Annotated in this window: 22 protein-coding genes; 10 read left to right on the top strand and 12 right to left on the bottom strand. The window is 51.2% G+C overall.

The window, feature by feature from the left end:
- Genes IV433_RS15260 through IV433_RS15250 form a run of 3 tightly spaced genes read left to right on the top strand, consistent with a single transcriptional unit; the run spans position 1 to position 5,505 of the window.
- On the top strand, positions 1-3,315 hold the full coding sequence (locus tag IV433_RS15260; protein ID WP_195814848.1) for a type I restriction endonuclease subunit R: 3,315 nt from the start codon (positions 1-3) through the stop codon (positions 3,313-3,315).
- Between the two features lie 8 nt (positions 3,316-3,323).
- Positions 3,324-4,103 carry a M48 family metallopeptidase gene (locus tag IV433_RS15255; protein ID WP_195814847.1) on the top strand — a complete coding sequence of 260 codons (780 nt, stop codon included), beginning with the start codon at positions 3,324-3,326 and terminating at the stop codon, positions 4,101-4,103.
- Between the two features lie 19 nt (positions 4,104-4,122).
- On the top strand, positions 4,123-5,505 hold the full coding sequence (locus tag IV433_RS15250; RefSeq protein ID WP_195814846.1) for a DUF6880 family protein: 1,383 nt from the start codon (positions 4,123-4,125) through the stop codon (positions 5,503-5,505).
- Positions 5,506-5,520: 15 nt separating this feature from the next.
- On the opposite strand, the gene IV433_RS15245 is transcribed toward IV433_RS15250, so the two are convergent.
- Entirely contained in the window at positions 5,521-6,177 is a 657-nt protein-coding gene (locus tag IV433_RS15245; RefSeq protein WP_195814845.1) for a Qnr family pentapeptide repeat protein, read from the bottom strand.
- A 187-nt stretch (positions 6,178-6,364) separates the two neighbouring features.
- Here IV433_RS15245 and dcp point away from each other — a divergent pair, with 187 nt between their 5' ends.
- Positions 6,365-8,518, top strand: coding sequence for a peptidyl-dipeptidase Dcp (gene dcp, locus IV433_RS15240; RefSeq protein WP_195814844.1), 2,154 nt, complete (start codon positions 6,365-6,367; stop codon positions 8,516-8,518).
- A 48-nt stretch (positions 8,519-8,566) separates the two neighbouring features.
- On the opposite strand, the gene IV433_RS15235 is transcribed toward dcp, so the two are convergent.
- A complete protein-coding gene (locus IV433_RS15235) occupies positions 8,567-9,766 on the bottom strand; it encodes an MFS transporter (protein ID WP_195814843.1) in 1,200 nt (399 codons plus the stop codon).
- Between the two features lie 132 nt (positions 9,767-9,898).
- Positions 9,899-10,588: a TetR/AcrR family transcriptional regulator gene (locus IV433_RS15230; RefSeq protein WP_195814842.1), complete on the bottom strand. Its 690-nt coding sequence runs from the start codon at positions 10,586-10,588 to the stop codon at positions 9,899-9,901.
- An 84-nt stretch (positions 10,589-10,672) separates the two neighbouring features.
- Here IV433_RS15230 and IV433_RS15225 point away from each other — a divergent pair, with 84 nt between their 5' ends.
- From IV433_RS15225 to IV433_RS15210, 4 genes are all read left to right on the top strand, one after another.
- A complete protein-coding gene (locus tag IV433_RS15225) occupies positions 10,673-12,175 on the top strand; it encodes an MDR family MFS transporter (protein WP_195814841.1) in 1,503 nt (500 codons plus the stop codon).
- 221 nt (positions 12,176-12,396) lie between these two features.
- Positions 12,397-13,218 carry a glycoside hydrolase family protein gene (locus IV433_RS15220; protein ID WP_195814840.1) on the top strand — a complete coding sequence of 274 codons (822 nt, stop codon included), beginning with the start codon at positions 12,397-12,399 and terminating at the stop codon, positions 13,216-13,218.
- Entirely contained in the window at positions 13,215-13,601 is a 387-nt protein-coding gene (locus IV433_RS15215) for a hypothetical protein (protein ID WP_195814839.1), read from the top strand. Before IV433_RS15220 ends, IV433_RS15215 begins: the two co-directional genes overlap by 4 nt.
- A gap of 27 nt (positions 13,602-13,628) precedes the next feature.
- Positions 13,629-14,018, top strand: coding sequence for a hypothetical protein (locus IV433_RS15210; RefSeq protein WP_195814838.1), 390 nt, complete (start codon positions 13,629-13,631; stop codon positions 14,016-14,018).
- A 63-nt stretch (positions 14,019-14,081) separates the two neighbouring features.
- Here the strand turns inward: IV433_RS15210 and IV433_RS15205 are convergent, their stop codons facing one another.
- On the bottom strand, positions 14,082-14,561 hold the full coding sequence (locus IV433_RS15205) for an Hcp family type VI secretion system effector (RefSeq protein WP_195814837.1): 480 nt from the start codon (positions 14,559-14,561) through the stop codon (positions 14,082-14,084).
- Between the two features lie 308 nt (positions 14,562-14,869).
- On the opposite strand from IV433_RS15205, the gene IV433_RS15200 reads away from it, so the two are divergent.
- Positions 14,870-16,717: an ABC transporter ATP-binding protein gene (locus IV433_RS15200; protein ID WP_195815001.1), complete on the top strand. Its 1,848-nt coding sequence runs from the start codon at positions 14,870-14,872 to the stop codon at positions 16,715-16,717.
- On the opposite strand, the gene IV433_RS15195 is transcribed toward IV433_RS15200, so the two are convergent.
- Positions 16,714-17,853, bottom strand: coding sequence for a GNAT family N-acetyltransferase (locus tag IV433_RS15195; RefSeq protein WP_195814836.1), 1,140 nt, complete (start codon positions 17,851-17,853; stop codon positions 16,714-16,716). The genes IV433_RS15200 and IV433_RS15195 overlap by 4 nt on opposite strands.
- Positions 17,854-18,045: 192 nt before the next feature.
- Positions 18,046-18,681 carry a carbonic anhydrase gene (locus IV433_RS15190; protein ID WP_152327605.1) on the bottom strand — a complete coding sequence of 212 codons (636 nt, stop codon included), beginning with the start codon at positions 18,679-18,681 and terminating at the stop codon, positions 18,046-18,048.
- A 221-nt stretch (positions 18,682-18,902) separates the two neighbouring features.
- Here IV433_RS15190 and msrA point away from each other — a divergent pair, with 221 nt between their 5' ends.
- Entirely contained in the window at positions 18,903-19,445 is a 543-nt protein-coding gene (gene msrA, locus IV433_RS15185) for a peptide-methionine (S)-S-oxide reductase MsrA (protein WP_195814835.1), read from the top strand.
- A 39-nt stretch (positions 19,446-19,484) separates the two neighbouring features.
- Here the strand turns inward: msrA and IV433_RS15180 are convergent, their stop codons facing one another.
- From IV433_RS15180 to IV433_RS15155, 6 genes are all read right to left on the bottom strand, one after another.
- On the bottom strand, positions 19,485-19,790 hold the full coding sequence (locus IV433_RS15180; RefSeq protein WP_195814834.1) for a hypothetical protein: 306 nt from the start codon (positions 19,788-19,790) through the stop codon (positions 19,485-19,487).
- Positions 19,791-19,823: 33 nt separating this feature from the next.
- Entirely contained in the window at positions 19,824-21,089 is a 1,266-nt protein-coding gene (locus IV433_RS15175) for a PTS sugar transporter subunit IIC (protein WP_195814833.1), read from the bottom strand.
- Between the two features lie 73 nt (positions 21,090-21,162).
- Positions 21,163-21,465: a PTS sugar transporter subunit IIB gene (locus tag IV433_RS15170; RefSeq protein ID WP_165060888.1), complete on the bottom strand. Its 303-nt coding sequence runs from the start codon at positions 21,463-21,465 to the stop codon at positions 21,163-21,165.
- Positions 21,466-21,530: 65 nt separating this feature from the next.
- Positions 21,531-21,974: a PTS sugar transporter subunit IIA gene (locus tag IV433_RS15165; protein WP_195814832.1), complete on the bottom strand. Its 444-nt coding sequence runs from the start codon at positions 21,972-21,974 to the stop codon at positions 21,531-21,533.
- A 205-nt stretch (positions 21,975-22,179) separates the two neighbouring features.
- Positions 22,180-22,776 carry an AAA family ATPase gene (locus tag IV433_RS15160; protein WP_195814831.1) on the bottom strand — a complete coding sequence of 199 codons (597 nt, stop codon included), beginning with the start codon at positions 22,774-22,776 and terminating at the stop codon, positions 22,180-22,182.
- Positions 22,769-23,704, bottom strand: a complete 936-nt coding sequence (locus tag IV433_RS15155) for a tagatose-bisphosphate aldolase (protein WP_195814830.1) — start codon at positions 23,702-23,704, stop codon at positions 22,769-22,771. The genes IV433_RS15160 and IV433_RS15155 overlap by 8 nt, the downstream gene beginning before the upstream one ends.
- Positions 23,705-23,838 lie beyond the last annotated feature (134 nt).

The raw sequence follows: 23,838 nt of genomic DNA, 5'->3' as shown, positions 1-23,838 counted from the left end.
ATGTCGCAACCCAGGCTGCACACGCCACCGAAGTTTGAAGAAGAATACATCGCCAAATTACCGGCGCTGACTTTGCTGACCCATATGGGGTGGCGTTTTCTTTCTCCGCAGCAGGCGCTGGACGCCCGCGACGGCAAACAGGACAGCGTGATATTGCGCGAAGAGTTGCGGCGGGTGCTGCAAACCCGCCGTTTTCATTACGCCGGAAAAGAACATCCGTTATCCAAAAAATCTGTCGAAAACATTATCAGTGAAGTGTGCAGCCCGGCGCTCAACGAAGGGCTGAAGCTGGCGAATCAGCGGATGCACAATCATTTGCTGTATGGCATCACGGTGACCGAGTTTATTGATGGCCGTAAAACCAGCCAGACCGTTGAACTGGTGGACTGGAAAAATATCGCCAATAACAGCTTTCTGGTGACCGAAGAGTTTCGCGTCACCCGCACCGGTGGTATCGGATCCTCGCATTTTGATTGCCGGAAACCGGATATCGTCGGTTTTGTGAATGGCATTCCGATGGTGGTGATCGAGGCTAAGCGCCCGGTCAATCAGGGCAAGAAAGGCCCGACACTCGAAGAAGGTATTTCCCAAAACCTGCGTAATCAGATGCATGACGAAATCCCGCATCTGTTCGTCTACAGCCAGATTCTGCTCTCGATTAATGGCAGCGACGGGCGCTACGCCACCTGCGGCACACCGCTGAAATTCTGGGGTGGCTGGCGCGAAGAAGATATCACCGATGCCGAAATGCTGGCGGTGAAGAATAAAAAACTTAATCCGCAGCAAATCACCAGTCTGTTCAGCCACCGTAAACCCGAAGATTTGGACGGGTATCAGAACCTGATCGCGGGCGGGAAACTGGCTGTGACCGGCCAGGATCAGATGCTTATCAGCCTGCTTTTACCGGCGCGTTTGCTGGACATGATCCGTCTGTATACCTTGTTCGACAAAAAGATTGGCAGGGTGATTGCCCGCTATCAGCAGGTGTTCGGCATCAAACGCCTGACGGACCGCATTAAGCTGAAAAACGCCAAAGGTGGCCGCGAGGGCGGTGTTATCTGGCATACCACGGGTTCAGGGAAATCGCTGACGATGGTGCTGTTCAGCAAGGCGCTCTTGCTGGATGAATCCCTGAAAGCCTGCCGGTTCATCATCGTTACCGACCGCGTCGATCTGCAAGCCCAGCTCAGCAAGAGCTTTGCTTCGGGCGATCAGTTATCCGGTAAAAATGATTTCAGGAATGCGATTGCCACCTCCGGCGCGCGGCTGGCGGAACAGATCAGTAAAGGTAAAGAGCGGATTATCTTCTCGCTTATTCAGAAATTTACGTCAGCAACGGAATTGCCCGAGTGCTACAACGACGACGCCAATATTGTTGTGCTGATCGACGAAGGCCACCGCAGTCAGGGCGGCGAAAACCATATCCGCATGAAACTCGCGCTGCCGAATGCCGCATTTGTCGCGTTCACCGGTACGCCGTTGCTCAAAGACGACAAAACGACCAACAAATTTGGGCCGATAGTTCACGCCTACACCATGCAGCGCGCGGTGGAAGATAAAGCCGTATCGCCGCTGCTGTATGAAGAGCGAAAGCCCGAGCTGAACGTGAACGAGAAAGCCGTCGACAGCTGGTTTGACCGCATCACGAAAGGATTAAGCGAGGCGCAGCGCGCTGACTTAAAGCGTAAGTATTCCCGTAAAGGTGAAGTCCAAAGCGCCGATGATCGTATCCGCTTAATTGCGCTCGACGTCGCCAATCATTTCAGTAAACACATCGCCGACGGGCTGAAAGGCCAGCTGGCGTGTGACAGTAAACTTTCCGCCATCAAATACAAAAAGTACCTCGATGAAGCCGGTCTGTTTGAGTCTGCGGTGGTCATGAGCCCGCCGGACACCCGCGAGGGCAATACCGACATCGACGAAGCCACGCTGCCAGCAGTCTCCAAATGGTGGAAGGATAACGTCGGCAGCCAGGATGAACGCAAATATACTCAGGCACTTATCAACCGCTTCGAGAAAGATGAAAACCTGAAGCTGCTGATCGTGGTCGATAAATTGCTGACGGGCTTTGATGAGCCGCAGAACGCCGTGCTGTATATCGATAAATCACTGAAAGGCCATAACCTGATCCAGGCCATTGCCCGCGTAAACCGGCTGCATGACAAAAAGAAAGAAGGGCTGCTGATCGACTATCGCGGCGTGCTGGCCGAGCTGGATACCACAATTGCCAAATATCAGGATCTGGCTTCACGCACGCAGGGCGGATATGACATCAACGATATCGACGGCCTGTATAACCAGATGAGCAGCGAATATAAGCGTCTGCCTCTGTTATACAAAATACTGTGGGCGATTTTCGACGGTGTAAATACCGCTGATGCTGAACAGCTGCGTCAGGTGCTGGTGCCGAAAATGGAACAGCGCAACGGCGAGTTTGTGGATATCCATCTGAAGGCGCGGGAAGATTTTTACGAGGCGCTCAGTGCGTTTTCCAGCTGTCTGAAAGTGGCATTGCAGTCGGCGACTTTCTTCGAAGACAACAGTTTTAGTGATGCTGACCGTCATAATTACAAAGAGACCGTGCGCCAGCTTTCGATTTTGCGTCTGCAAATTAAAGAGGACGCCGGTGAAACGGTAGATTACGAAGAATATGCCAGCCAGGTAAAAAATCTGCTGGATAAACACGTGGTCGGCGTGCAGATACAGGAGCCGGAGGCGGTCTATGACGTCTCAAAAATGGGGCGGCACAAACCGAAAACCCCCGATGCTTCCTGGTCGGAAGATAAAACCCGCAATGAAACTGACATCATCAAAACCCGCGTCACGAAAATGATCGAACAAGATTTGCATGATGATCCGTATGCCCGCGAGCAGTTCTCCACCTTATTACTGAAAACTATCGAAGAAGCTGAAAAGCAGTTCGATCACCCGTCAAAGCAATATCTGTTGTATACCGAATTCATGCAGGACGTTGAAAACCGCCGGTTACAGGACATCCCGGATGCTTTTGGCAGCAATAAACACGCACAGGCTTATTACGGTGTTTTCAAAAAAGCCTTACCTCAGGTGTTTGCGCTGGCAGACCCGCAGGTTGAAAAGAAATGGACAGAACTGGCGTTTATCGTTGATACCGCCGTCGACCGCGCCGTCACTGAAAATTCTATTAATACGCAAAATATCGAATCAGCGATCCGTACCAGTTTGCTGCCGTGTTTATTCCAGGAATGTAAAAGCGTTGGCGCGGGTATCCATCAGGTGAATATGATTATTGAAAGCGTGGTGCAAATCACCCGTGTCGGCCTGTCCGGTGTCTGAGGGATAAAATGAGCGTCCGAATTGCAGTCCCGCGTCCGCAAAAAGCGTCACCGAACCTGTGCTTTCACTACGGGGATGAGCGGATTTGTTTTGAAATCAGCGTCCGGCGTAGCCAGAAAAGCAAAGTGCTGATCAAAGTGCATCCGGACTGCCGGATACAGGTGGCTGCGCCTGAAAATAGTTCAGATGAAGAAGTTCTCGGCGCGGTGAAAAAACGCGGGCGTTGGATCTGGCAACAGTTGCGGGAGTTTCGTGCCCAGCAACAGCACATTACCGACCGGCAATATATCAGCGGTGAAAGCCACTACTACCTTGGCAAGCAGTACATGCTGAAAATCCTGGTTGAGCCTGCGGAAAGGCAGCGTGTCAAAATGCTGCGCGGCAGGCTGGAAATCACCGTACGGGAAAGAAACCCGGAGCGGATCCGGGTGTTACTCAATGAATGGTACAAAGACCGCGCCAAAGAGGTCTTCGCCAGACGGCTGGAAGAAATGCTCGGACAGGCGTTATGGGTCAGTGACCGGCCGCCTTTGCGTGTTCAGACCATGCAAACCCAGTGGGGCAGTTGTTCACCGCAAGGGCGCATTACGCTGAACCCTCATCTGGTGAAAGCGCCGCGTGAATGCATCGATTACGTGATTTTGCATGAGCTTTGTCATCTGGCTGAACATAATCACAGCGAGCAGTTTTACCGCCTGATGAAACAGGTCATGCCACACTGGGAAAAAATCAAATCTCATCTTGATAGCATGGCCGCCGCGCTGCTCAATGGGAGCCATGCGGGATAATCGTGTCAGGAGCAAGATCATGAAGAAACAACAAGGTTTAGTCGATGAACTCGCTTTATTAGACAGCGTTGAGCTGGCGCGGTTTATTGTTTCGCTTTATGGTGAAGATGACTTTTTGGATGCAAAAATAGAGCGCCTCTTACTCAAAAAAGACATCAGTGAATTAGTTAAATCTCTCAAAAAAGAGATCAAATCTCTGGGCCGATCCACCTATTTTTACAGTTATTACCAAGCAGGTGAACTGGCTGAAGAAATCTATCAGTTACAGATGGATATCGAGAATACTGTTTTACCGGGCTCACCCGATTTGGCATTTAAATTAGCTGACGATCTTCTGGATACTGCAGAAAATAGCCTGAACCGTTGTGATGATTCGGATGGCAGCGTCGGCGACGTTTATCGGGATACTTGTTTACTGTGGTTAAAAACAGCCAGCCTGAGCGCTGTGCCGGCAACAGGTTGGGTGCCGGTTATCAAAAAATTAGCTGATAATAATGATTATGGCGTTCTGGATTTGTTATTGCCAAATGCAAACCAGTTGCTTTCAGAAGATGAATTAAGGCAACTGGCAGATTATTACGAGCGAGGGTTAGTTGCTTCGCTGAAGAAGAAAAAAGGCGACATAGAATCTATAAACTGGTCGGTTAATCTTCACAGTATTGCTGAGGCTTTGAAAGATCCCGCTCTGTACATCAGAGCGACTCTGTTGGGAAGTCCTGAGCCAAATTCTCTGCAAATGGAAAGCATGGTTCAATTCAGTCTTAACTGCGGCGCTTATGATGAAGCCCTGAATTGGTTGCAAAAAGACTGGGGAGAACATGGCTGGAGCAAACCTGATGCAAGACGTTTGTCGTTATTAGCCGAGTGTTATCTGGGGTTAAATCAACCGGAAAAACATCTGAGCACATTGATTGAGCTGATGGACGCCAGCCCGACTTTTGAGAATTTCCAACGTGTGCAGCCTTTGGTTTCTGAGGAAGGTGCGAGGGAATTACGCGAAAAGCTGATTGTTTTGGTCTCGAATGAAACAGAGCTTTACGATCAGCTGGACCCATTACTCAAGCTTGGGGAAAATTCTAAAGCCGAAAAAATCGCCATTGAACGGGCTGTTGAATTCTCTGAGTGGCATTATATCCAGTTAGTTTCACTGCTGGGTAAAGTGCCTGAGGAGAACAGACTTTTCCGCATCATCCTGCTACGCACTCTGACAGACGATATTTTAGAACGCGGTAGAACACAGGCTTATCATCACGGTGCCCGTTATTTACAGCAATTAGATCAGCTCGATAAAAATATAGATGCTTATTCTTCATTGCAAAACCATGTCGAGTATATGGCGAAAGTTAAAGCCAAACACGGGCGTAAATACAGTTTCTGGGCGCAGTACAATAAGGCGTCATGATTATTTCGAATGCTGTCACTTAGAGTGAATAACAACCACGCCCAACCTTTCCAGCAAATGGCTTTGCTGCCAGTCGTCGATTTTCACGCCGTCGAGATCGACTTTCCGGAGGTTTAATTCGCCCAGGTCGGAATTGGTCAGGTCGCAGTGGGTGATGTTCACATTATTCCAGTCGAACTCGGTGAATTCTCCGCCGGAAAGGTCGGAACCGCTGAGGTTAGCACCTTGCACATTGGCGCCGGTCCAGCGGTTTTCCCACAGCTCACATTTTTCCAGAATCACTTTGCTGAAGTTGGCATAGCTGAAGTTATTTTTAGTCATGAACGCGCTGCAAAACCAGGTGCGGGTAGTGATCATATTCATAAAGCTGGCGCCGCTGAAATCTGCGCCGGTGGCTTTGCTTTCACGGATCTCCAGGCCGAGTGCCTGAATGTTTTTGAAATCAGCCATTGTCAGATCGCAGTGTTTAAAACTGGCGTCCTGTAATTTTGCGTGCTGGAACGAGCAGCCGGTTTGTTCGTCGTCATCGTAAAACAGACAGTCAGTAAAAGCGGTTTCCGACAAATCGCAGCTGTCGAAATGGCAGCGGTAAAAGCGGCAGTTTTCCAGCGTTTCGCCGGTGAACTGTTTCACACCAAAACGCTGGCCGGTGAAAGTCTGGTCTTTAATCATGATGTTTTCCTGCCATTTTTACGCGCTGCGAAGGGCAATATCCTGACAGAAAAATTCCCCTGAAAATATTGAAACCCCTTGTCATCACACGATTTCCTTACGCACTTCTTTTGCCGGATCGGCGACCGGGGTCTATTCTCAATGGCTTAACGGAGCAATTTCTCTTAATCAGATAAGGAAGACTGAAATGCGTTTGTCCTACCTCTTTTTGGCAACCAGTCTGGCCATGAGCCAGTTTGCAGGCGCTGCGCAGAGCGTGCAGCCCGCCACGCAGGAGCCCGTCATGAACCATGCCATCAGTAAAGATAATCCGTTTCTGAAACCGAGCCCGCTTGAATATCAGGCACCGCAATTTAACTTGTATAAAGACAGCGATTACGAACCGGCGCTGTTCGAAGGTATCCGTCAGAAACTTGCCGAAGTCGATAAAATTGCCAACGACCCTTCACCACCGACATTCGAAAATACCTACGTTGCGCTGGAAAAATCCGGCGGCACGTTGCAGCGTGTACAGAGCGTTTTCGGTGCGATGACCGGCGCGAATACCAACGATACCCTGCAACAAATTGATGAAGATACCTCACCAAAGCTGGCGTCGATGGACGACAGCATCCATCTCAACAGCAAGTTGTTTGCCCGCCTTAAAACCGTGTATGACCAGCGTAATACGCTGAAGCTGGATGCGGAATCGCAGCGTCTGATTGACGTCACGTATAAAGATTTTGAGCTGGCGGGGGCGAATCTTCCGGATGCCGGTAAAGACAAACTCAAAGCGCTGAACCAGCAGGCGGCCACGCTGAGCACGCAGTTCACCAATAAACTTCTCGCGGCGACGAAAGCGGGCGGGCTGACGGTAAAAGATAAAGCGCAGCTGGCCGGGCTGAGCGAGGCCGAGCTTTCTGCGGCGGCGCAGGCGGCCAAAGACCGTAAGCTGGATAACGCGTGGTTGCTGGTGTTGCAGAACACCACGCAGCAGCCTTTATTGCAGTCGCTGGAAAACCGCGATACGCGCAAGGCGCTGTACGACGCGTCCGTCAATCGCGCTGAAAAAGGCGATGCCAACGATACGCGTGAGCTTATCGCGAAACTGGCGAAAGTTCGCGCGGAACAGGCCAAAGTGCTCGGATTCCCGAGCTATGCTGCGTGGAAGCTGGAAGACCAGATGGCGAAAACGCCGCAGGCTGCGCTGGATTTCATGCACAAAATTGTGCCAGCCGCGACTGCCCGCGCGGAGCGTGAGGCGAAAGATATTCAGTCAGAAATCGATAAACAGAAGGGCGGATTCAGCGTAGCGGCCTGGGACTGGCAGCATTACGCTCAGCAGGTACGCAAAGAGAAATACGATCTCGACGATGCGCAGATCAAACCCTATTTCGAGCTGAATAATGTGCTGGAAAACGGCGTGTTCTATGCGGCGAATCTGCTGTACGGCATCACGTTTAAAGAGCGCAAAGACCTGCCGGTCTGGAACCCCGATGTGCGTGTTTTTGAAGTCTTCGATAAAGACGGTAAATCGATGGCGCTTTTTTACGCCGATTATTATCAGCGCGATAACAAAGGTGGCGGCGCTTGGATGAGTAATTTCGTCGAACAGTCCAAACTGCTCGGCACCAAACCGGTGATTTATAACGTCGCTAACTTCCAGAAACCGGCGGCGGGTCAACCGGCGTTGTTGTCGTGGGATGACGTGATCACGATGTTCCACGAGTTTGGCCATACGCTGCACGGGCTGTTTGCCGACCAGCAATATCTGAGCCTTTCAGGCACCGCAACGCCGCGCGATTTCGTCGAATTCCCGTCCCAGTTTAACGAGCACTGGGCGAGTGACCCGAAAGTGTTTACTCACTTCGCGAAGCATTATCAGACCGGCGAAGTTATGCCGCAGGCTTTGCAGGATAAAATCGAGAAAGCCAGCAAGTTTAATAAAGGTTATGACATGACCGAGCTGCTGGCCGCCGCGCTTCTGGACATGCACTGGCACAGCCTGAGTGCCACGGAACCGCAGCAGGATGTCGATAAGTTCGAAGCCGAATCGCTGGCGAAGGACAAAGTGAATCTGGCTTACGTTCCGCCGCGCTACCGTTCCAGCTATTTCCAGCACATCTGGGGGAATGGCTATGCCGCCGGGTATTACGCGTACCTGTGGACAGAAATGCTGGCCGATGATGCCTTTGCCGGGATCACCGAGCAGGGCGGCCTGACTCGGGAAAATGGTCAGAAATTCCGTGATCAAATCCTCTCGCGCGGGAACAGCGAGGATCTGGAAAAACTGTATGAAACCTGGCGCGGCAAAGCACCGTCCATTGAACCGATGCTGAAAAACCGGGGCCTGGAAGAGTAATTCACTCCGCGATGAAAAAGCCCTGACCGCCGTGCGTTCAGGGCTTTTTTACGCCGTCCGCGCCGCCAGCCGGTGGCCCATCCAGAAGAACACCAGCCCGCCGGCCGAAGCGGCAATCAGCGCAATAAACATCACCGGCGGCGCGGCGTAACTGAGCAGGAATCCGCACATCACCGGGTTTATCGCGCCGCCAAGATTGCTCAGGTTTTGCATGCCGTAGTAGCTGCCTTTCATGTTTTCCGGTGCGATATAGTCGATAAACATGTATTCGACCGGAATGACGATCAGTTCGCCGAAGCTGAAAATTGCCATCGCGATGATCCAGAACAGCACGGATTGCCCGGCCGTCATGAAGCCAATCAGGCCGATGATGAAGAAAATAGTGCCGAGCAGCAGCCATTTCAGCAGGCTTTTTTGTTTCATCCGGCTGCTTAAAACGTACTGGAAGGCGATCACGATGACGGCGTTGGTGATCATCACGGCGCCGATAATTTTGTAAGCAAACGTCGCACTGGAAACCAGAATCAGGTATTGCGACAGATAACCGGCAAACTGCCCGAAGACGACTGAGCCCAGCGTGCTGCCGAGCGTGAAGTAAATCAGGCGGCGATCATGGGCCAGAATGCTGAGCGTCTGCCGAAGGTTTGGTTTGGGCAGCGGTTTTTGTTCCAGCTCAGTTTGCGGTGGTTTTTGCGGGATGTTACGCAATCCCCAGCCCAACGAAATCACGGTGCCCAGCGCCAGAACGCCGGAAATAATAAACGGCAGCATCGGGCTGAAACCGGCCAGCCAGACACCCAGCGACGACCCGACGGCCCAGCCGACGTTCACCAGCGTGTAGTTCATGGAGAACGCTTTGACCCGTTTTTCAACCGGTAACCAGCTGGCGATACAGGCTTTAAGCGTAATACTCAGCAGGGCGTAAGACGCATTGAGCAACGCCAGTACCAGCAAAACGCCGGTGACATCCGGCAGCATCGGCAGCAATAAAAAACTCAAGCCGAACGAACTGATCGACACGGTAATCAGCGTCCGGTGATTAAATTTATCCACCAGATAACCGCCGTACAGGCTGCTGAGGATCCCGATCGCCAAGCTGGCGCCCAGAATAATCCCGACGCTTTTGGGCAGCAGATGATAGTGCTCGGTGAGATAAATCGTGATAAACGGCAGAGTGACACCACGTCCGATAGTAAGCACTAACGAACTGGCGAGCAGCGCAAGGATCAGCGGCGGCATTCCCTTCATTGTTAAAGACATTCCCTAATTCAGAGCAACATTTTCGCTACATGATAGTCGAGTCTGCACAGTATTTTTCGGTACAAAAAGAAGGGATTAAAGAGAGTTGCGCGGGAGTCACCCGCGCGGTCAGAATTTCGCTCAGCGCTTCTGCGGCCCCAGCCCGTTAAAGAGCAGCAGGGAGACGTGCTGGCGCAGCATGTCGGGAGAAATCAGCGAGCCGCCTTCTTTTCTCATTTTCATGGAAGCCATCGGGAACAGCGTCAGGCCGAACAATGAAATAAACAGCAGCGCCGGGTTCAGATCGGGATTCAGACGCCCTTCGGCCTGCCAGCGAGTTATCGATTCATGAACGACTTTGCGGTTTTTGTCTCCGTTACGTTCTTCCATACGCTTTTTCAGCATGCCGCTTTCACTGATCACTTCCCGCACCCACAGCGGCGCGACCCACGGGTATTTTTCCGCGGCATCAATCATGCATTGCGCCATGTGCGTAATCGCCATCAGCGGATCGTCGGCGTGGGTTTCAAAAATATCGGTAAATCCGGCGCGCACCGGCTGAAAACGTTCGTCGATCATGACGTCCAGCAGCTGCTCGCGGGTATTAAAATAGTAATGCAGCATTGCAGTAGTCACGCCCGCTTCTTTGGCAATCTGGCTCAGCGGCGTTTCGGCGATACCGTATTGGGCAAACAGTTTCAGAGCGGCATCCAGCAGCAATTCCCGCTTATCCGCGCCTTTTTTTACGCTGCGCGGGCGGCCCGGACGGCGTGCTGACGTTTGATCCTTTTGTGCGGATCCTGTCGTTTCTGAGATTTTTCTGTCTGTCATAAGCGGTTTGATCCATTGACCGGATGGGGTGGATGCTTCAATATTAATTATACAGTTAATTAATTACAAGTCAGGAAGCTATTCATGACAACTATACATTCAGCGCAGAGTGATGTCGCAGAACAGAAGCCGTCGATAAAGCTGCTGTTCTCCGCACTGATGCTGGTAATGCTGCTGGCCGCGCTCGACCAGACGATTGTCTCCACCGCGCTGCCGACGATTGTGAGCGAGCTGGGCGGGCTGGATCAGCTTTCGTGGGTGGTGACGTCTTACCTGCTGGCGTCAACCATTGTCGTACCGCTGTACGGTAAATTCGGTGATCTGCTTGGCCGCAAAATCGTCCTGCAAACCGCCATCGTGGTGTTCCTGCTCGGCTCGGTATTGTGCGGGCTGGCGCAGAACATGACGCAGCTGATCCTGATGCGTGCCTTGCAGGGGCTGGGCGGCGGCGGGCTGATGGTGGTCAGTATGGCCGCCGTGGGCGACGTGATCCCACCGTCTGAGCGCGGGAAATATCAGGGATTGTTCGGCCTCGCGACGGTTATCGGGCCGCTGATCGGTGGTTTCCTGGTGGAGCATATTTCGTGGCGCTGGATTTTCTACATCAACCTGCCGCTGGGTATTTTCGCGCTGCTGGTCATCGGCGTGGCGCTGAAATCGCAGACCGCGCGTATCCGCCATGAAATCGACTTCCTCGGCGCGGGTTATCTTGCGGCGGCGCTGACCTGCATCATTTTGTTCACCAGCGAAGGTGGCACGGTCTATCAGTGGTCGGATCCGCAGCTGTGGTGCATTCTGGCGTTCGGACTGGTTACGCTCGGCGGATTCATCTATGAAGAAACGCTGGCCGCAGAACCGATTATTCCGCTCGGGTTATTCCGCGACCGTACGTTTCTGCTGAGCTGCGCCATCAGCTTTATTATCGGGATGTCGCTGATGGGGTCGATGACATTCCTGCCACTGTATTTGCAGGTGGTAAAAGGCTCGACGCCGTCACAAGCCGGGATGCAGTTGCTGCCGCTGATGGGCGCTTTGCTGGTCAGCTCGATTATCAGCGGACGGATTATCAGCCGCATCGGGCGTTACCGTATTTTCCCGATCCTCGGCACGTTACTGAGTTTCGCGGGCATGGTGTTACTGGGCTTTCTGAAAGTCGGCACGCCGCTTCATATGTTGTATCTCTATATCGGCGTGCTCGGTTTCGGGTTGGGCATGGTGATGCAGGTACTGGTGCTGGCGGTACAAAACTCGGTCTCGATGAAGCAAATGGGTGTTGCGACGTCCGGCGTTACGCTGTTTCGTTCAATCGGCGGTTCGATTGGCGTGGCGATGTTCGGCGCGATTTTCACGCATGTTTTGCGTAATCAGCTCGAAGCGCTGATCCCCGAAGGAACGCAGCTCCCGCGCTCACTGGGTGCGCAGGCCGTTCAGCAATTGCCCGCTGCAATCCGCGACGATTATTTGCAGGCATTCGGCACGGCGCTGCACTCGGTGTACCAGATTGCCGCAGGCGTGATGGTGCTGGCGTTTATTCTTTCGCTGCTGCAAAAAGAGGGCGTGCTGAAGAAAGAGCAAACCCGCCTTTAAGTTTTCCCTGGCGGTGGTGAGCTTTTTCTCACACACCGCCAGAATTTCAATTCAAAATCCCCGTGCGCTCTCCTTTCTGTTATTAATGCATTTTGATGACTTCCTGATCTGTTATTATTTTGGCAGGGGGATTGTATTGTTTTGATGAATGCTTATCAAATATCCCCATCTGATAATATATAAATTACTGAGCGTTATTTCATGCCAATAAGGATATTGAGATGTTCTCATCATTAAGCCGAAGTGTCGGGTATTTTGGCGTCAACTTATTCCATGACGTTATCGAAGTGCAATATCGTTTAAAACATTCCGGTTTCCCTGACCTGGTGGTTGATGGCAATTGTGGTCAGAAAACTGTCGCGGCAATAAGAGAATTTCAGCGTCGTTTTATGTCTTTGCCTGATGGCCTGGTTGAAGTTAATGGCGCAACGATTCGCCGGTTACAGTCCACGGCAATTTCACAAGGAAATGCTCGTCCGGATGCCCCTGCGCCGCAAGCGAGTAACGCTCCGGTGTCCGGTGGTGTGAGACGGAATGTTAATGAATTATCGGTAAGTCCTCAGGCTGAAGCACTGTTAAAAAACTATGAGAGTTTGAGGCTGAAGCCTTATTTTGATGGTACAGGACAAGAGATATCTGAGTATATAAAAGGTGCGACCATTGGATATGGGCATTTGATTAATGGGAAAGGTGATTTCGAGAATTATAAAAATGGCATAAATGAGATGAAATCAAATGAGCTATACAGAAGAGATATTTATGATATTGAAATCAAAACAAAAAAACTCATCAAAAATCCGCTTACACAAAATGAATATGATGCGGTTATGATTTTTGTATTCAATATAGGTTACGGATCCGTTGAAAAAGATAAGGGGTTTATTACTTCCGAGGTTTTAAAAATAATAAATGGCGAGTCTCAAGTAGATATAGATGAGGCATGGTTACGCTGGAAATATGCAAATGGACATATCACAAAAGGAGTGATCAATAGAAGGAAATCAGAGCTCAATGTTTTCCATAATGGAGTCTATGCACGATGAGATCATTAATGGTTTATTTTTTGATTACCTTTTTCTCGGCAAATTGCCATGCGGAAAAACATAAAATGCACTCTGATATCCATATATTTCAGGGGGGAAAATTCGAGATAGAACTGAAGGTTAACTGTCCGAAATCTGAACTAACGTGTAACGATGTGGGTTATAACGCAATCAACAAAAAAACAGGTAAAAAAATTCAGCTCAAAGGTCAACTCCTGTCCAACCCGACGGGTGATCGCCAATGGTATGAGTTCAAAAATGGGAAGTACTTATACGAATTAACGGCTGATTATACCCCCTCGACAACACCTCAGGAACGGTGGGTTTTGAATGTGATCCATGATGGAAAATACATCGCAAGTGACGAAGGTAATATGTACTAGTTGATATTGAAAAGGAATTAATAATTTATGAAGAAATCAATGTTAATAGTATTTATATGCATGTGTAGCATGAATTGTTTTGCGAAAGGATACGTCCTTCACTCAGGACGCCCCGGTTTTGAAGGGCAACGCTTTGATATTGATTTAAAATATAATTGCCCTGAAGGCGAAATGACTTGCAGGGATGTGGATTACGACGGGATTAATAAAAAAACAGGCGCGAGATTGCATCTCAAAGGCCGCGTAATGTTCAATTCTCATAACTATGATTTTCAGGGATATATATTTGACAACGGCGAGTATAGTTATGTCCTGACTCCTGATAATTCTAAAGAGACAGATTCAGGAAAAGTTTGGAATTTGAACGTATTTTACAAAGAAAAGGTCATAGCAACCGACCAGGGCATTATGCATTAACGTTTCACGCTCTCTGTCTGATAGTGCCATTTGAGATCAACCCAAATGGCACTGACGGAATCGTTAAGAAACTCTGTCAATCCATAAGCTATAACCAGAAGTTCCCGCGATATGATGCGTGACATCTATGGTTTCGTAGCGTAATGAAAGTGTCTCATAAGGCTGTGAATCTCCTCCCGGAAGCGTGCTGGGATTGGTCGAGGAAATACTTTCAATGGTGGCATCAGTCAGTTTGATGGTTAAATACTTCTCCTGCACGCCGTATTGCGAAGTTCTGTAGTAATCCAAAATACACTGAATACGTTCGTTATTAGAAATAGCGACCAGCAGTAATGGCGTCGATTTATCCAGAGGTTTAGTGACGTGCATCGGGTGATGATTCACGTTTTGCTCACGGGTAATATCATGCTGAGATGAATAGATAAGTATCTGATCTGCATGCCCTGCCTGGAATCTGTTACCGATTGAATTGTAGCTTGAACAACCGGCTGATATCAGACCCTGAGTCGTTCCATTTATGGTTAAATATGTACAGTTTGACATTCTTAAAAGTCCTTTTATAAGCGATTTATAGCTATATTTCAGTGTGAGATTTTCATACGTTTATTTTCTGCTAATTATTCTAACATGGTATATTTTTTAATTATGAGCCTCTGGTCGGATTATTTATTATTTTAAATAACTCTCCGTATTTATTAATTTGTTTATTTAACGCCAATCAATAAGCCAAATGAATATTATTTCTGGGTAAAGCGCTAAAAACCTTCTACGCTTAAAGGTTCTGTAACGTCATGCAAGCCAGAGCATCAGGGCAGGACAGCCCTGACGATAAATCCATTAAGAGGTGTACCATGCTTTTTCGCCGGTTCGAGCGAATGATCGACATTTTTCGGGAGGCACCGGGGGCTGAGCCGCCGGGTAAGGTCTGGCCTTTTTATCTTTATTATCTGCGTCAGGTCTGGCCGAGTTTTGCGGTGCTGCTGGTGGTCGGGCTGGTGGCGTCACTGATTGAGGTGTCGCTGTTTAGCTATCTCAGCCAGATTATCGATCTCACCAAAGACACGCCGCCGGGCAGTTTTTTCTCTGACCATATGGGCGAACTCCTGTGGATGGCGGCGGTGGCGATGGTCATGCGGCCGGTGTTTTTCGGGCTGAATGATTTACTGGTTCATCAGACGCTGACGCCTGGCATGACCAGTATGATCCGCTGGCAGAATCACAAATACGTCCTCAGGCAGAGCCTCAACTTTTTCCAGAGTGATTTTGCCGGGCGTATTGCCCAGCGCATCATGCAAACCGGCAGTTCGCTGCGCGATTCCGCGGTACAAATGGTCGATGCCATCTGGCACGTGGTGATTTACGCCGCCAGCGCATTGTTCCTTTTTGCGCAAGCCGACTGGCGTCTGATGATCCCGCTGATTATCTGGATTTTCTGTTACGCCATTTGCCTGTGGTATTTCGTTCCGCGCGTGAAGCAGCGTTCGGTTGAATCGTCCGAAGCCCGTTCGAAACTGATGGGCTGCATTGTGGATGGCTATACCAATATTTCGACGCTCAAACTGTTCGCGCATACCGATCTCGAGCAGCAGTACGCACGCGAAGCCATCACAGAACAAACCGTCAAAACCCAGCTGGCTGGCCGCCTGTTAACCGGCATGGCGTTTGCGATCACCACGCTTAACGGTCTGCTGATTGTCGCCAGCACCGGGCTGGCGCTGTGGCTGTGGACACAATCGTTGATCACCGTCGGGGCTATCGCGCTGGCGACGGGGCTGGTGATTCGTATCGTGAATATGTCCGGCTGGATTATGTGGGTGGTGAACGGCATTTTCGAGAATATCGGTACGGTGCAGGACGGCCTGCACACCATCGCGCAGCCGCTGACCGTCACGGATAAACCGCAGGCACCGGCGCTGAAAGTCGATCGGGGGGCGATCCGTTTTGATCACGTAGAATTTAATTATGGTAAAGAGAACTCCGGAAAAGGCAGCCCGGTGATCCGGAATCTGGATCTGGCGATCCGCCCCGGTGAGAAGATCGGCCTGATCGGGCCTTCCGGCGCGGGGAAATCCACGCTGGTGAACCTGTTGCTCCGGCTTTACGACATCGATGGCGGGCGGATTCTCATTGATGAGCAGAATATTGCCGACGTCACGCAGGGCAGTTTGCGTGCGCAAATCGGTATGATCACGCAGGACACGTCGCTGTTGCACCGTTCTATTCGCGACAATCTGCTGTACGGCAGACCGGGCGCGACGGATGAAGAATTGCAGCTGGCGATACGTCAGGCGCGTGCCGATGAATTCATTCCGCAGCTTTATGATTCACTGGGGCGAACCGGGCTGGATGCGCACGTCGGCGAGCGCGGCGTGAAACTTTCCGGCGGTCAGCGTCAGCGTATTGCGATTGCGCGCGTGTTACTGAAAAACGCACCCATCCTGATTATGGATGAAGCCACGTCGGCGCTCGATTCGGAAGTGGAAGCGGCGATTCAGGAAAGCCTGGAAACGCTGATGGGCGGCAAAACGGTGATTGCGATTGCACACCGGTTATCGACCATTGCCAAAATGGACCGTCTGGTGGTGCTGGAAAAAGGGCAGATTGTCGAGACGGGAAGTCACGCCGGGCTGCTGGCGCACGGCGGTCTGTATGCCCGTCTGTGGCAGCATCAGACCGGCGGATTTGTCGGGATGGATTAATCTTCGTTTGAAGACGGAGCGTGCCGGTAGGGCAGCACTTCACGGGCTTCATCGGCCCAGCGCTGCACGCCGGCACGTTCTTCCACCAGAAAATCTTCGACGGCGTCGCGCAAACCCGGATGCCGTAAATAGTGCCACGAGTCGGTGATCACCGGCTCAAACCCGCGCAGGAGTTTGTGTTCGCCCTGCGCGCCCGCATCGAACCGTGCCAGCCCGTGCGCAATCGCATATTCCATCCCCTGATAGAAACAGGTTTCGAAGTGCAGCCGGTCGAACTCCGCCAGACAACCCCAGTAGCGGCCATAAAATGTATCGCCACTGATTAAACTGAACGCCATCGCCACGTCACGGCCATTTTGCTGCGCCATTACCACGCGGATCGCCTCCGGCATTCTTTCTGTCAGCAGGCTGAAAAAGTCGCGGGTCAGATAGGGTGACTGGCCGCGGATCCGGTAGGTATTGCTGTAGCAGGCGTAGACGAAATCCCACTGCGTTTCGGTCAGCTCTGCGCCTTCCCGCCACACAAATTCGATGCCCTGCGCCGCGACCTGTTCGCGTTCCTTGCGGAATTGTTTACGTTTGCGTGAGGTGAGAGCGTCGAGATAATCCTGAAAATCGCGGTAGTCGCGGTTTTGCCAGTGATACTGACAACCCAGCCGGTGCTGCCAGCCGGGTTCATCGCCGAGCAGCCGGTTGGCGCGAGTATCCGTGAAATTGATGTGCGCACCGGTCAGTCCGTTTTCAACGAGATATTCCGGCAATGCCTGTATCAGGTTTACCGCCGCCGCTTCATCGCCCAGCAGCCGTGCGCCAGTCACCGGGCTGAACGGCACAGCGCCCAGCCATTTCGGGTAATACGCAATGCCCGAGCGCTGGCAGGCATCCGCCCAGCCCTGATCAAACACATATTCACCGTAAGAATGGCGTTTTCGATAGCCGGGAATGGCCGCCAGAATTTTGCCGTTTTCCTGCCACAGAAGATGTTCCGCACGCCAGCCGGAATTTGGCCCCAGGCTGCCGCTGTCTTCGAGTGTGGATAAAAACGCATGGCTGAGGAACGGTTGTTGCGCGGGCACCAGCGCATCCCACTGCGCGGCGGGCAAATCGGCCAGACGGTTTAACGGCATAACGGGCATCAGTTTTCTCACTCTGGTGGAAAAGGCGGTGGCGCGTTCAGATTATAATGAGTGTCGGTTTAGCGGGCGCTGATTTAGTGCTCTGGAAAGGATTATTTCAAATAACGAACGGGGTGATGCTTTGATTTATCATCCGGAATATTACCCACAATATTCCGGATGATAATTAATTTTCCGGCATGCGAAAAATAATTAACTGGCTCTGACTTCCGGATTATCTGACAGCGAAATAAAGCTGGCGCTCTTCGCATCAAATGCTTCGATACAGCCTGATTCAATATCATAAACCCAGCCGTGCAGGGTCACTTCGCCTTTCGCTAATGCCACCGCCACGCAAGGGTGTGTGCGCAGGTTGCTCAGCTGTGCGACCACATTCTGATGCACCATGCCGTTGACGCGCGCTTCCGGCGTGGCGTGTTCAGTGGCTTCGTTGATGGCTTTCGCCGCATCGGAATAACGCAGCCAGTGAGCTACCGCCGGCATGTGATCCAGGCAGGTGCAGTTGGCGATTGCGCCCATCGCGCCGCAGTTGGAATGCCCGCAGATCACGATATCTTTTACGCCCAGCGCCTTCACAGCGTACTCGACGGTGGCAGAGACGCCGCCCGGTTCCGGCCCGAATGGCGGCACAATGTTACCGGCATTGCGGATAACAAACAGTTCACCCGGTTCACGCTGCGTGACTAATTCCGGCACTAACCGGCTGTCAGAGCAGGATATAAACAGGGTCTTAGGATTTTGGTTTAATGCGAGTTCTTTGAATAACTTAGAGCGTTGCGGAAACGCTTCTTTCTGGAATCTGAGGAAGCCTTCAATTACGTCTTTCATAGGGGGGATTTCCTGTATTTCAATCGCAACGATACTGCCATGAAAAAAAATGCAGATCAATCAGATGGAAAATCACTACTCTTTATAAGGTAAATTAGTTTTCCTAAAATATTATAAATTTCAGCGCGGAAGAATTTCATCCGGCATTTTTTATTATCTTCTCTTTATCTCTGCGTGTTCCGCCCCCATTATTTCTTTGTCCCCTAAATCAAGGAGTCTGTATGACAATCGAATACGCTATCTTCGGTGGCGGCTGTTTCTGGTGTACGGAAGCGGTGTTCAAAGACGTCATCGGCGTGGAGTCGGTGGAAAGTGTTTACACGGGCGGCACGCGCCCGAACCCGACGTATGAGCAGGTCTGCACGGGCGTAACCGGTCACGCAGAAGCCATTCGCGTCGGTTTTGACCCGGCGAAACTCAGTTACGGCGATTTGCTGGATATTCACTTCGTCACGCATGATCCGACCCAGCTGAACCGTCAGGGAAATGACGTCGGCACGCAATATCGCTCGGTGATATTCCCCGCCGGTGAGCAGCAAAAAACCGAAGCGGAAGCCGCCATTTTGCGTGCGCAGCAGGATCATAACGATCCGGTTGTCACCAGCATCGAACCGCTGGGCGAAGTGTTTGTGGCGGAAGGTTATCACCAGAATTACTGGGAAGGCGCGGGGCAGCAGAACCGCTATTGCATGGCCGTGATCCCGCCGAAACTGCAAAAGCTGCGTAAAGGTTTTGCGCAGCGGACGAAATCGCTGAATCCGTAAACGGCAGAAGCCAGAACCTTAGTTCTGGCTTTTTTTGGCTCAAAATCCGTAACGGATGGCGTCCTTACTTTTTTGCATCAGCGCATCGATTTTCTCCGAATATACCTCCAGCCCCTTGCCGTCACCGGCCTGTGAACACTCGCGACGCCGCGTGTTATAGGCTTTCATCAGTTGCGCCTGCGCGAAACCGGGCTTTCCGTAGCACGCCATACTTTGCTCCCAGCAGGCAATGGCGGCCTCCAGATCCTGCTGCTCCTGATACTCTTTCCCCAGTTCGTTGAGCGCTTTGGCCGATTCCTGCGGTGGCAGCTGCTGCGATAAAATTTGCTCAATACGCGTATCCATTATTTTTTCCATCTGGAATGCCCTCCGGCTCAGTTAATGGAAGAAGTTAAGAATATGGCCGAACACCAGCCCGACGCTGATGACGTCCGAGTCGCTGAAGGTCACGTTCGAGAAGCCGAATTTACCCAGCAGCGGCAATAACAGCGCTGGCAGCAACGTGATAAACAGGCCGTGGAAGATGCCGCCGATAATCGCGCCGCGACGCCCGCCGACGGCGTTACCGAAGATGCCCGCCGTACCGCCCGCGAAGAAGTTGGTCAGCATGCCCGGTAAAATCATCGCCAGCCCGAGACTTGGGAACAGGAACATGCCGATAACAGAACCGATGGTGGTTGAGATAAAGCCGATGATGACCGCGTTCGGCGCGTAGGGGAAAAGCACCGGGCAATCGAGCGCCGGAATGGCGTTGGGCACGATGCGCAGGGCGATCCCGCGGAAAGCCGGGACGATTTCCGCCAGCAGCAGACGCACACCGGAGAGCAGCACGTAAACGCCGACCACAAACTGAATGGATTGCAGGAACGAGTAGACCAGATAGTTAACGCTGTTGGCGAAAGGCGCGACGACTTCCGGGCCGGCGGCGATGGCGGGGATCAGGTAAATCGGGATCATCACCACCATCATCGACAGGTAGGTATCTTGCAGGAAGGAGAGTGCCTGCGGCAATTCGAGATCTTCGGTGCTTTTGTTGACGTTACCGGTGATTTTCGCCACGCCAGCCTGCACGATGTAACCGATAGTGCAGAAATGGCCGAGCGCAAAGTCATCGGAGCCGGTAATTTTGCGCACAATCGGTTGTGCCAGCACCGGCATACCGACCGCCATCACACCCGCAATGACGCCGCCGGTAATGATCAGCTCTGCACCGCGCAGGCCGCCCATATAGCCGATGACGGAACAGACGGTCGCCATCCACAATGACGCCTGACCGGTGAGGAAGATATATTTAAAGCGGGTCAGGCGGGCTATCAGGATATTGACGATAAACGCCAGCACCATAATTAAGGCCGTTTCCCGCCCGAGCGTTTGTTGTGCGATACCGGCGATTGAACCGACGTCGGTGACCACGCCGCGCATATGGAAACCTTTCTGGAATATTTCACCCAGGAAAGTCAGCGCATTGACAATAATACTGGCGCCGGAAAGTAAAACCAGAAATCCGAGCAGCGTTTTTAAAGTGCCGGTAATAATTTGCCCCGGACTTTTCTTTAATGCAATCAGGCCAATCATGGCGATAAGAGAAATTAATATTGATGCCTGGCCTAATACATCATTGACAATAAAGTGAAGGAAAGACATAAGAGTCCCCTGTAGAGTTCACGGTAATTGTTCTGTCGGTTTAGTCGTTCTGTGAGTCAAAATGTTATTATTATCAGATTGCCAGATGACCCATTTCCTGTAGAACCGGCGTCAGCTTGGTTTTTATTTCATTTTTATCCACCAGGCGTTTCAGGTAAATAATATTGGCGCTGATGGTGTAATGCTGGAACTGCGATCTGAAGTTTTCGCCGGTCATAATAATGTCGGCTCTGGATGAGGTGGCGCTGGAAATATCGCAGTGCGATAAATCCGCCTCCACGCCTAAATCTTTCAGCGCGGCTTCGATACTCATTTCACAGGCAAAACTGCTGCCCAGACCCGCACCGCATACCGCAAGAATAGATAACTTTTTCATCACGTTTCCTTAGGTTCTTTGTAGGCGTTCATTAAGGGGTATATTCATCTCTCTACACTTCACGTCTAAAACTGCCGGATAATATCTAACGCTTCCTGCTTGTTTTTACTCTGTTTTAATTTTTTAGCCGCTTCATCATCGCAGAACAGATGAGAAAGGCTGGCGATCATTTCAATGTGCGAATGGCTGTCAACGGCGGCCAGCGCGAAGATGACATAGACCGGATCGTTATCTTCGCTGCCGAATTCAACACCTTCTGAAACAATCACCAGAGACAGTGCGGTTCTGACAGCACCTTCTTCTGGCCGGGCATGTGGCATGGCAATTCCTTCACCCAAAACATAATAAGGGCCGATTTCCCGGTGCATGTCATATATCGCCTGAAGATAGCGACTTTCGGCGGCGCCGGAATCAATTAAAGGTTGCGCAGCTAATGCGACGGCGCTTTGCCAGTCTTTTATTCTGGTGATAATGGTGGTGTTATTTTCATTAATCCAGTCGCTTAACATAATACCTCTTCACATTAATAGGGTCTTTTCTCAGTATGATATTTAATTAAAATAAAAACTGTGATCTATCCAATCCTATTTGCCATTAATGAAAGATAATAATTTCAAACGACATGAAGGAATTAATGATAGTAGGGCATTAGCCTGGTCCTGATATCAGAATGCACTGACTTTTCAGTAAATGAATTTTTCCTTTTGTGGATGTTTATTGTGTCTGGGTATGAAATGAATTTAATATCCATTCATGGATATCAACAATATTTACAGGCTTATTTTGTGCAATAACATTCTGGTCAACAGAATAAACTGGCCCTAACGCCATTGGTCGTGCATTTCCGGCGAGAATTTTTAATTCGGGAATATATTCTGCCCCGACGTGTCCGGGTAAACGTTCCCCGAGTCGTGAAGCAAAACGTTCCGCTGCGAGTTCTGCATCAATCTGACACCAGATTTCCAGAACCTGCGTGACGCCCGCCCGTTGCAGATAATCCTGCAACACGTCTTTTGGCTGGAAACCAAACCACGCATCGGTAATAAAGGTGCTGCCCTGCGGTGCGCCGCCGATGATATCCCAGATAACCTGATAACTTGCCAGCCCGAGCACGCGGTTAAAAGGGCGATCGACATTTTGCAGCCGCTGAAGAAACGGGTTTTTGATGCCATCAAGCGACAGTTGCAGCCAGCCGCTGTATTCAGAAAGCTCAACGGCGAGCCGGCTTTTACCTGACGCCGGGATCCCGTTTACCAGGATGACGCGTTTGCCGGTAAAGCCATTTCGTGAGGCGCTTCTGTTTTCAGACATGTTCCACCTGTTCAGTTTGGTTGCGGGCCGGGGCATGGAAATATTGCTGAATGACGGCCTGAAGTTCGTTCAGACGCGGAACCGCCAGCGATTCGAGCCGGGATTTTGTCGCGCTGCGATCCAGCGAGATACAGTCTTTCCACAGGGAACGCCCGGCAATCACGCCAGATGCGCCTTCGCTCATGGCATCTGCCACTTGTTTGAGGAAAGTGGCGTGGTCAACGCCCGCGGAAAGCACCGCCCAGGGCACGTCTCCGGCCAGTTTAGTGATGTCTGCGCAGGCCTGTTTTGAACCCGGATAAGGCAGTTTCAGCACCTTCGCGCCGCATTCCAGGCAAATCTTTGTACCGCCATAAATCAGGGACGGGACTTTTTCTTTATATTCTTCCTCGGTTTCGTTGTCGAGTTTATAGGTGAGGAACTCCACCACCAGCAGCAGATCTTCGCGGGCGAAATCGTCGATGCACTGACGCAGTATTTCAATGTTATGGCGGTTGGCGGCTTCCTGATCCGAACGCAGATACACCATAATTTTGCCACCGGTCGCGCCCAGTTCACGCACGCGGCGCGCATCTACGTTCGCCACTAACCGCGACAGACGGTAGCCTTCCGGCGAATTATCCCAGCCTGATGCGTCAAGGCCGATCAGCAGCGCGGTATCGCGGGCAATAATGCCGTTGTCCACCAGCTGCGGTACCGCGCAAACCGGATCGACCAGCACACAGGAGGCTTTGCTGGCGAGATATTGGGTGATGTCGGCTTTGATGAGACCCAGTTCGTGTTCGGAAATCGCGGATTGTTGCTGAGGGTCGCTGGCGAGCAGGCTGCGCATGGCACCGCGCTGGTCACAGGCGATCACCAGCATTGCGCCATTTTTACCGCAAATCTGCTGATAGCTGCGTAATTCTGAAGTAGACATTTTTGACATGGAACTCTCCTTTGCGTGAAATTTATTACAGATGAAAAAATCTCGATTACACTGGACGTTCTGTCTTTACCCCCTGGCTGAAAGGGGCGGAAAAATCGCGTAACACGCCGGTTTATAAGGGTTGAAGCCCGATC

This window comes from Rahnella laticis (genome assembly GCF_015644585.1).
GTDB classification, from domain to species: domain Bacteria; phylum Pseudomonadota; class Gammaproteobacteria; order Enterobacterales; family Enterobacteriaceae; genus Rahnella; species Rahnella laticis.
This window is presented reverse-complemented; position numbering and strand designations above follow the sequence as displayed.

Bases quoted from the DNA above. Each gene is read 5' to 3' on its own strand.
- dcp (WP_195814844.1), top strand. From the start codon at position 6,365: ATGCGTTTGTCCTACCTCTTTTTGGCAACCAGTCTGGCCATGAGCCAG.
- msrA (WP_195814835.1), top strand. From the start codon at position 18,903: ATGACAATCGAATACGCTATCTTCGGTGGCGGCTGTTTCTGGTGTACG.
- IV433_RS15175 (WP_195814833.1), bottom strand. From the start codon at position 21,089: ATGTCTTTCCTTCACTTTATTGTCAATGATGTATTAGGCCAGGCATCA.
- IV433_RS15200 (WP_195815001.1), top strand. From the start codon at position 14,870: ATGCTTTTTCGCCGGTTCGAGCGAATGATCGACATTTTTCGGGAGGCA.
- IV433_RS15245 (WP_195814845.1), bottom strand. From the start codon at position 6,177: ATGATTAAAGACCAGACTTTCACCGGCCAGCGTTTTGGTGTGAAACAG.
- IV433_RS15160 (WP_195814831.1), bottom strand. From the start codon at position 22,776: ATGTCTGAAAACAGAAGCGCCTCACGAAATGGCTTTACCGGCAAACGC.
- IV433_RS15215 (WP_195814839.1), top strand. From the start codon at position 13,215: ATGAGATCATTAATGGTTTATTTTTTGATTACCTTTTTCTCGGCAAAT.
- IV433_RS15155 (WP_195814830.1), bottom strand. From the start codon at position 23,704: ATGTCAAAAATGTCTACTTCAGAATTACGCAGCTATCAGCAGATTTGC.
- IV433_RS15230 (WP_195814842.1), bottom strand. From the start codon at position 10,588: ATGACAGACAGAAAAATCTCAGAAACGACAGGATCCGCACAAAAGGAT.
- IV433_RS15195 (WP_195814836.1), bottom strand. From the start codon at position 17,853: ATGCCCGTTATGCCGTTAAACCGTCTGGCCGATTTGCCCGCCGCGCAG.
- IV433_RS15225 (WP_195814841.1), top strand. From the start codon at position 10,673: ATGACAACTATACATTCAGCGCAGAGTGATGTCGCAGAACAGAAGCCG.
- IV433_RS15255 (WP_195814847.1), top strand. From the start codon at position 3,324: ATGAGCGTCCGAATTGCAGTCCCGCGTCCGCAAAAAGCGTCACCGAAC.
- IV433_RS15190 (WP_152327605.1), bottom strand. From the start codon at position 18,681: ATGAAAGACGTAATTGAAGGCTTCCTCAGATTCCAGAAAGAAGCGTTT.
- IV433_RS15220 (WP_195814840.1), top strand. From the start codon at position 12,397: ATGTTCTCATCATTAAGCCGAAGTGTCGGGTATTTTGGCGTCAACTTA.
- IV433_RS15235 (WP_195814843.1), bottom strand. From the start codon at position 9,766: ATGAAGGGAATGCCGCCGCTGATCCTTGCGCTGCTCGCCAGTTCGTTA.
- IV433_RS15250 (WP_195814846.1), top strand. From the start codon at position 4,123: ATGAAGAAACAACAAGGTTTAGTCGATGAACTCGCTTTATTAGACAGC.
- IV433_RS15170 (WP_165060888.1), bottom strand. From the start codon at position 21,465: ATGAAAAAGTTATCTATTCTTGCGGTATGCGGTGCGGGTCTGGGCAGC.
- IV433_RS15180 (WP_195814834.1), bottom strand. From the start codon at position 19,790: ATGGATACGCGTATTGAGCAAATTTTATCGCAGCAGCTGCCACCGCAG.
- IV433_RS15210 (WP_195814838.1), top strand. From the start codon at position 13,629: ATGAAGAAATCAATGTTAATAGTATTTATATGCATGTGTAGCATGAAT.
- IV433_RS15260 (WP_195814848.1), top strand. From the start codon at position 1: ATGTCGCAACCCAGGCTGCACACGCCACCGAAGTTTGAAGAAGAATAC.
- IV433_RS15165 (WP_195814832.1), bottom strand. From the start codon at position 21,974: ATGTTAAGCGACTGGATTAATGAAAATAACACCACCATTATCACCAGA.
- IV433_RS15205 (WP_195814837.1), bottom strand. From the start codon at position 14,561: ATGTCAAACTGTACATATTTAACCATAAATGGAACGACTCAGGGTCTG.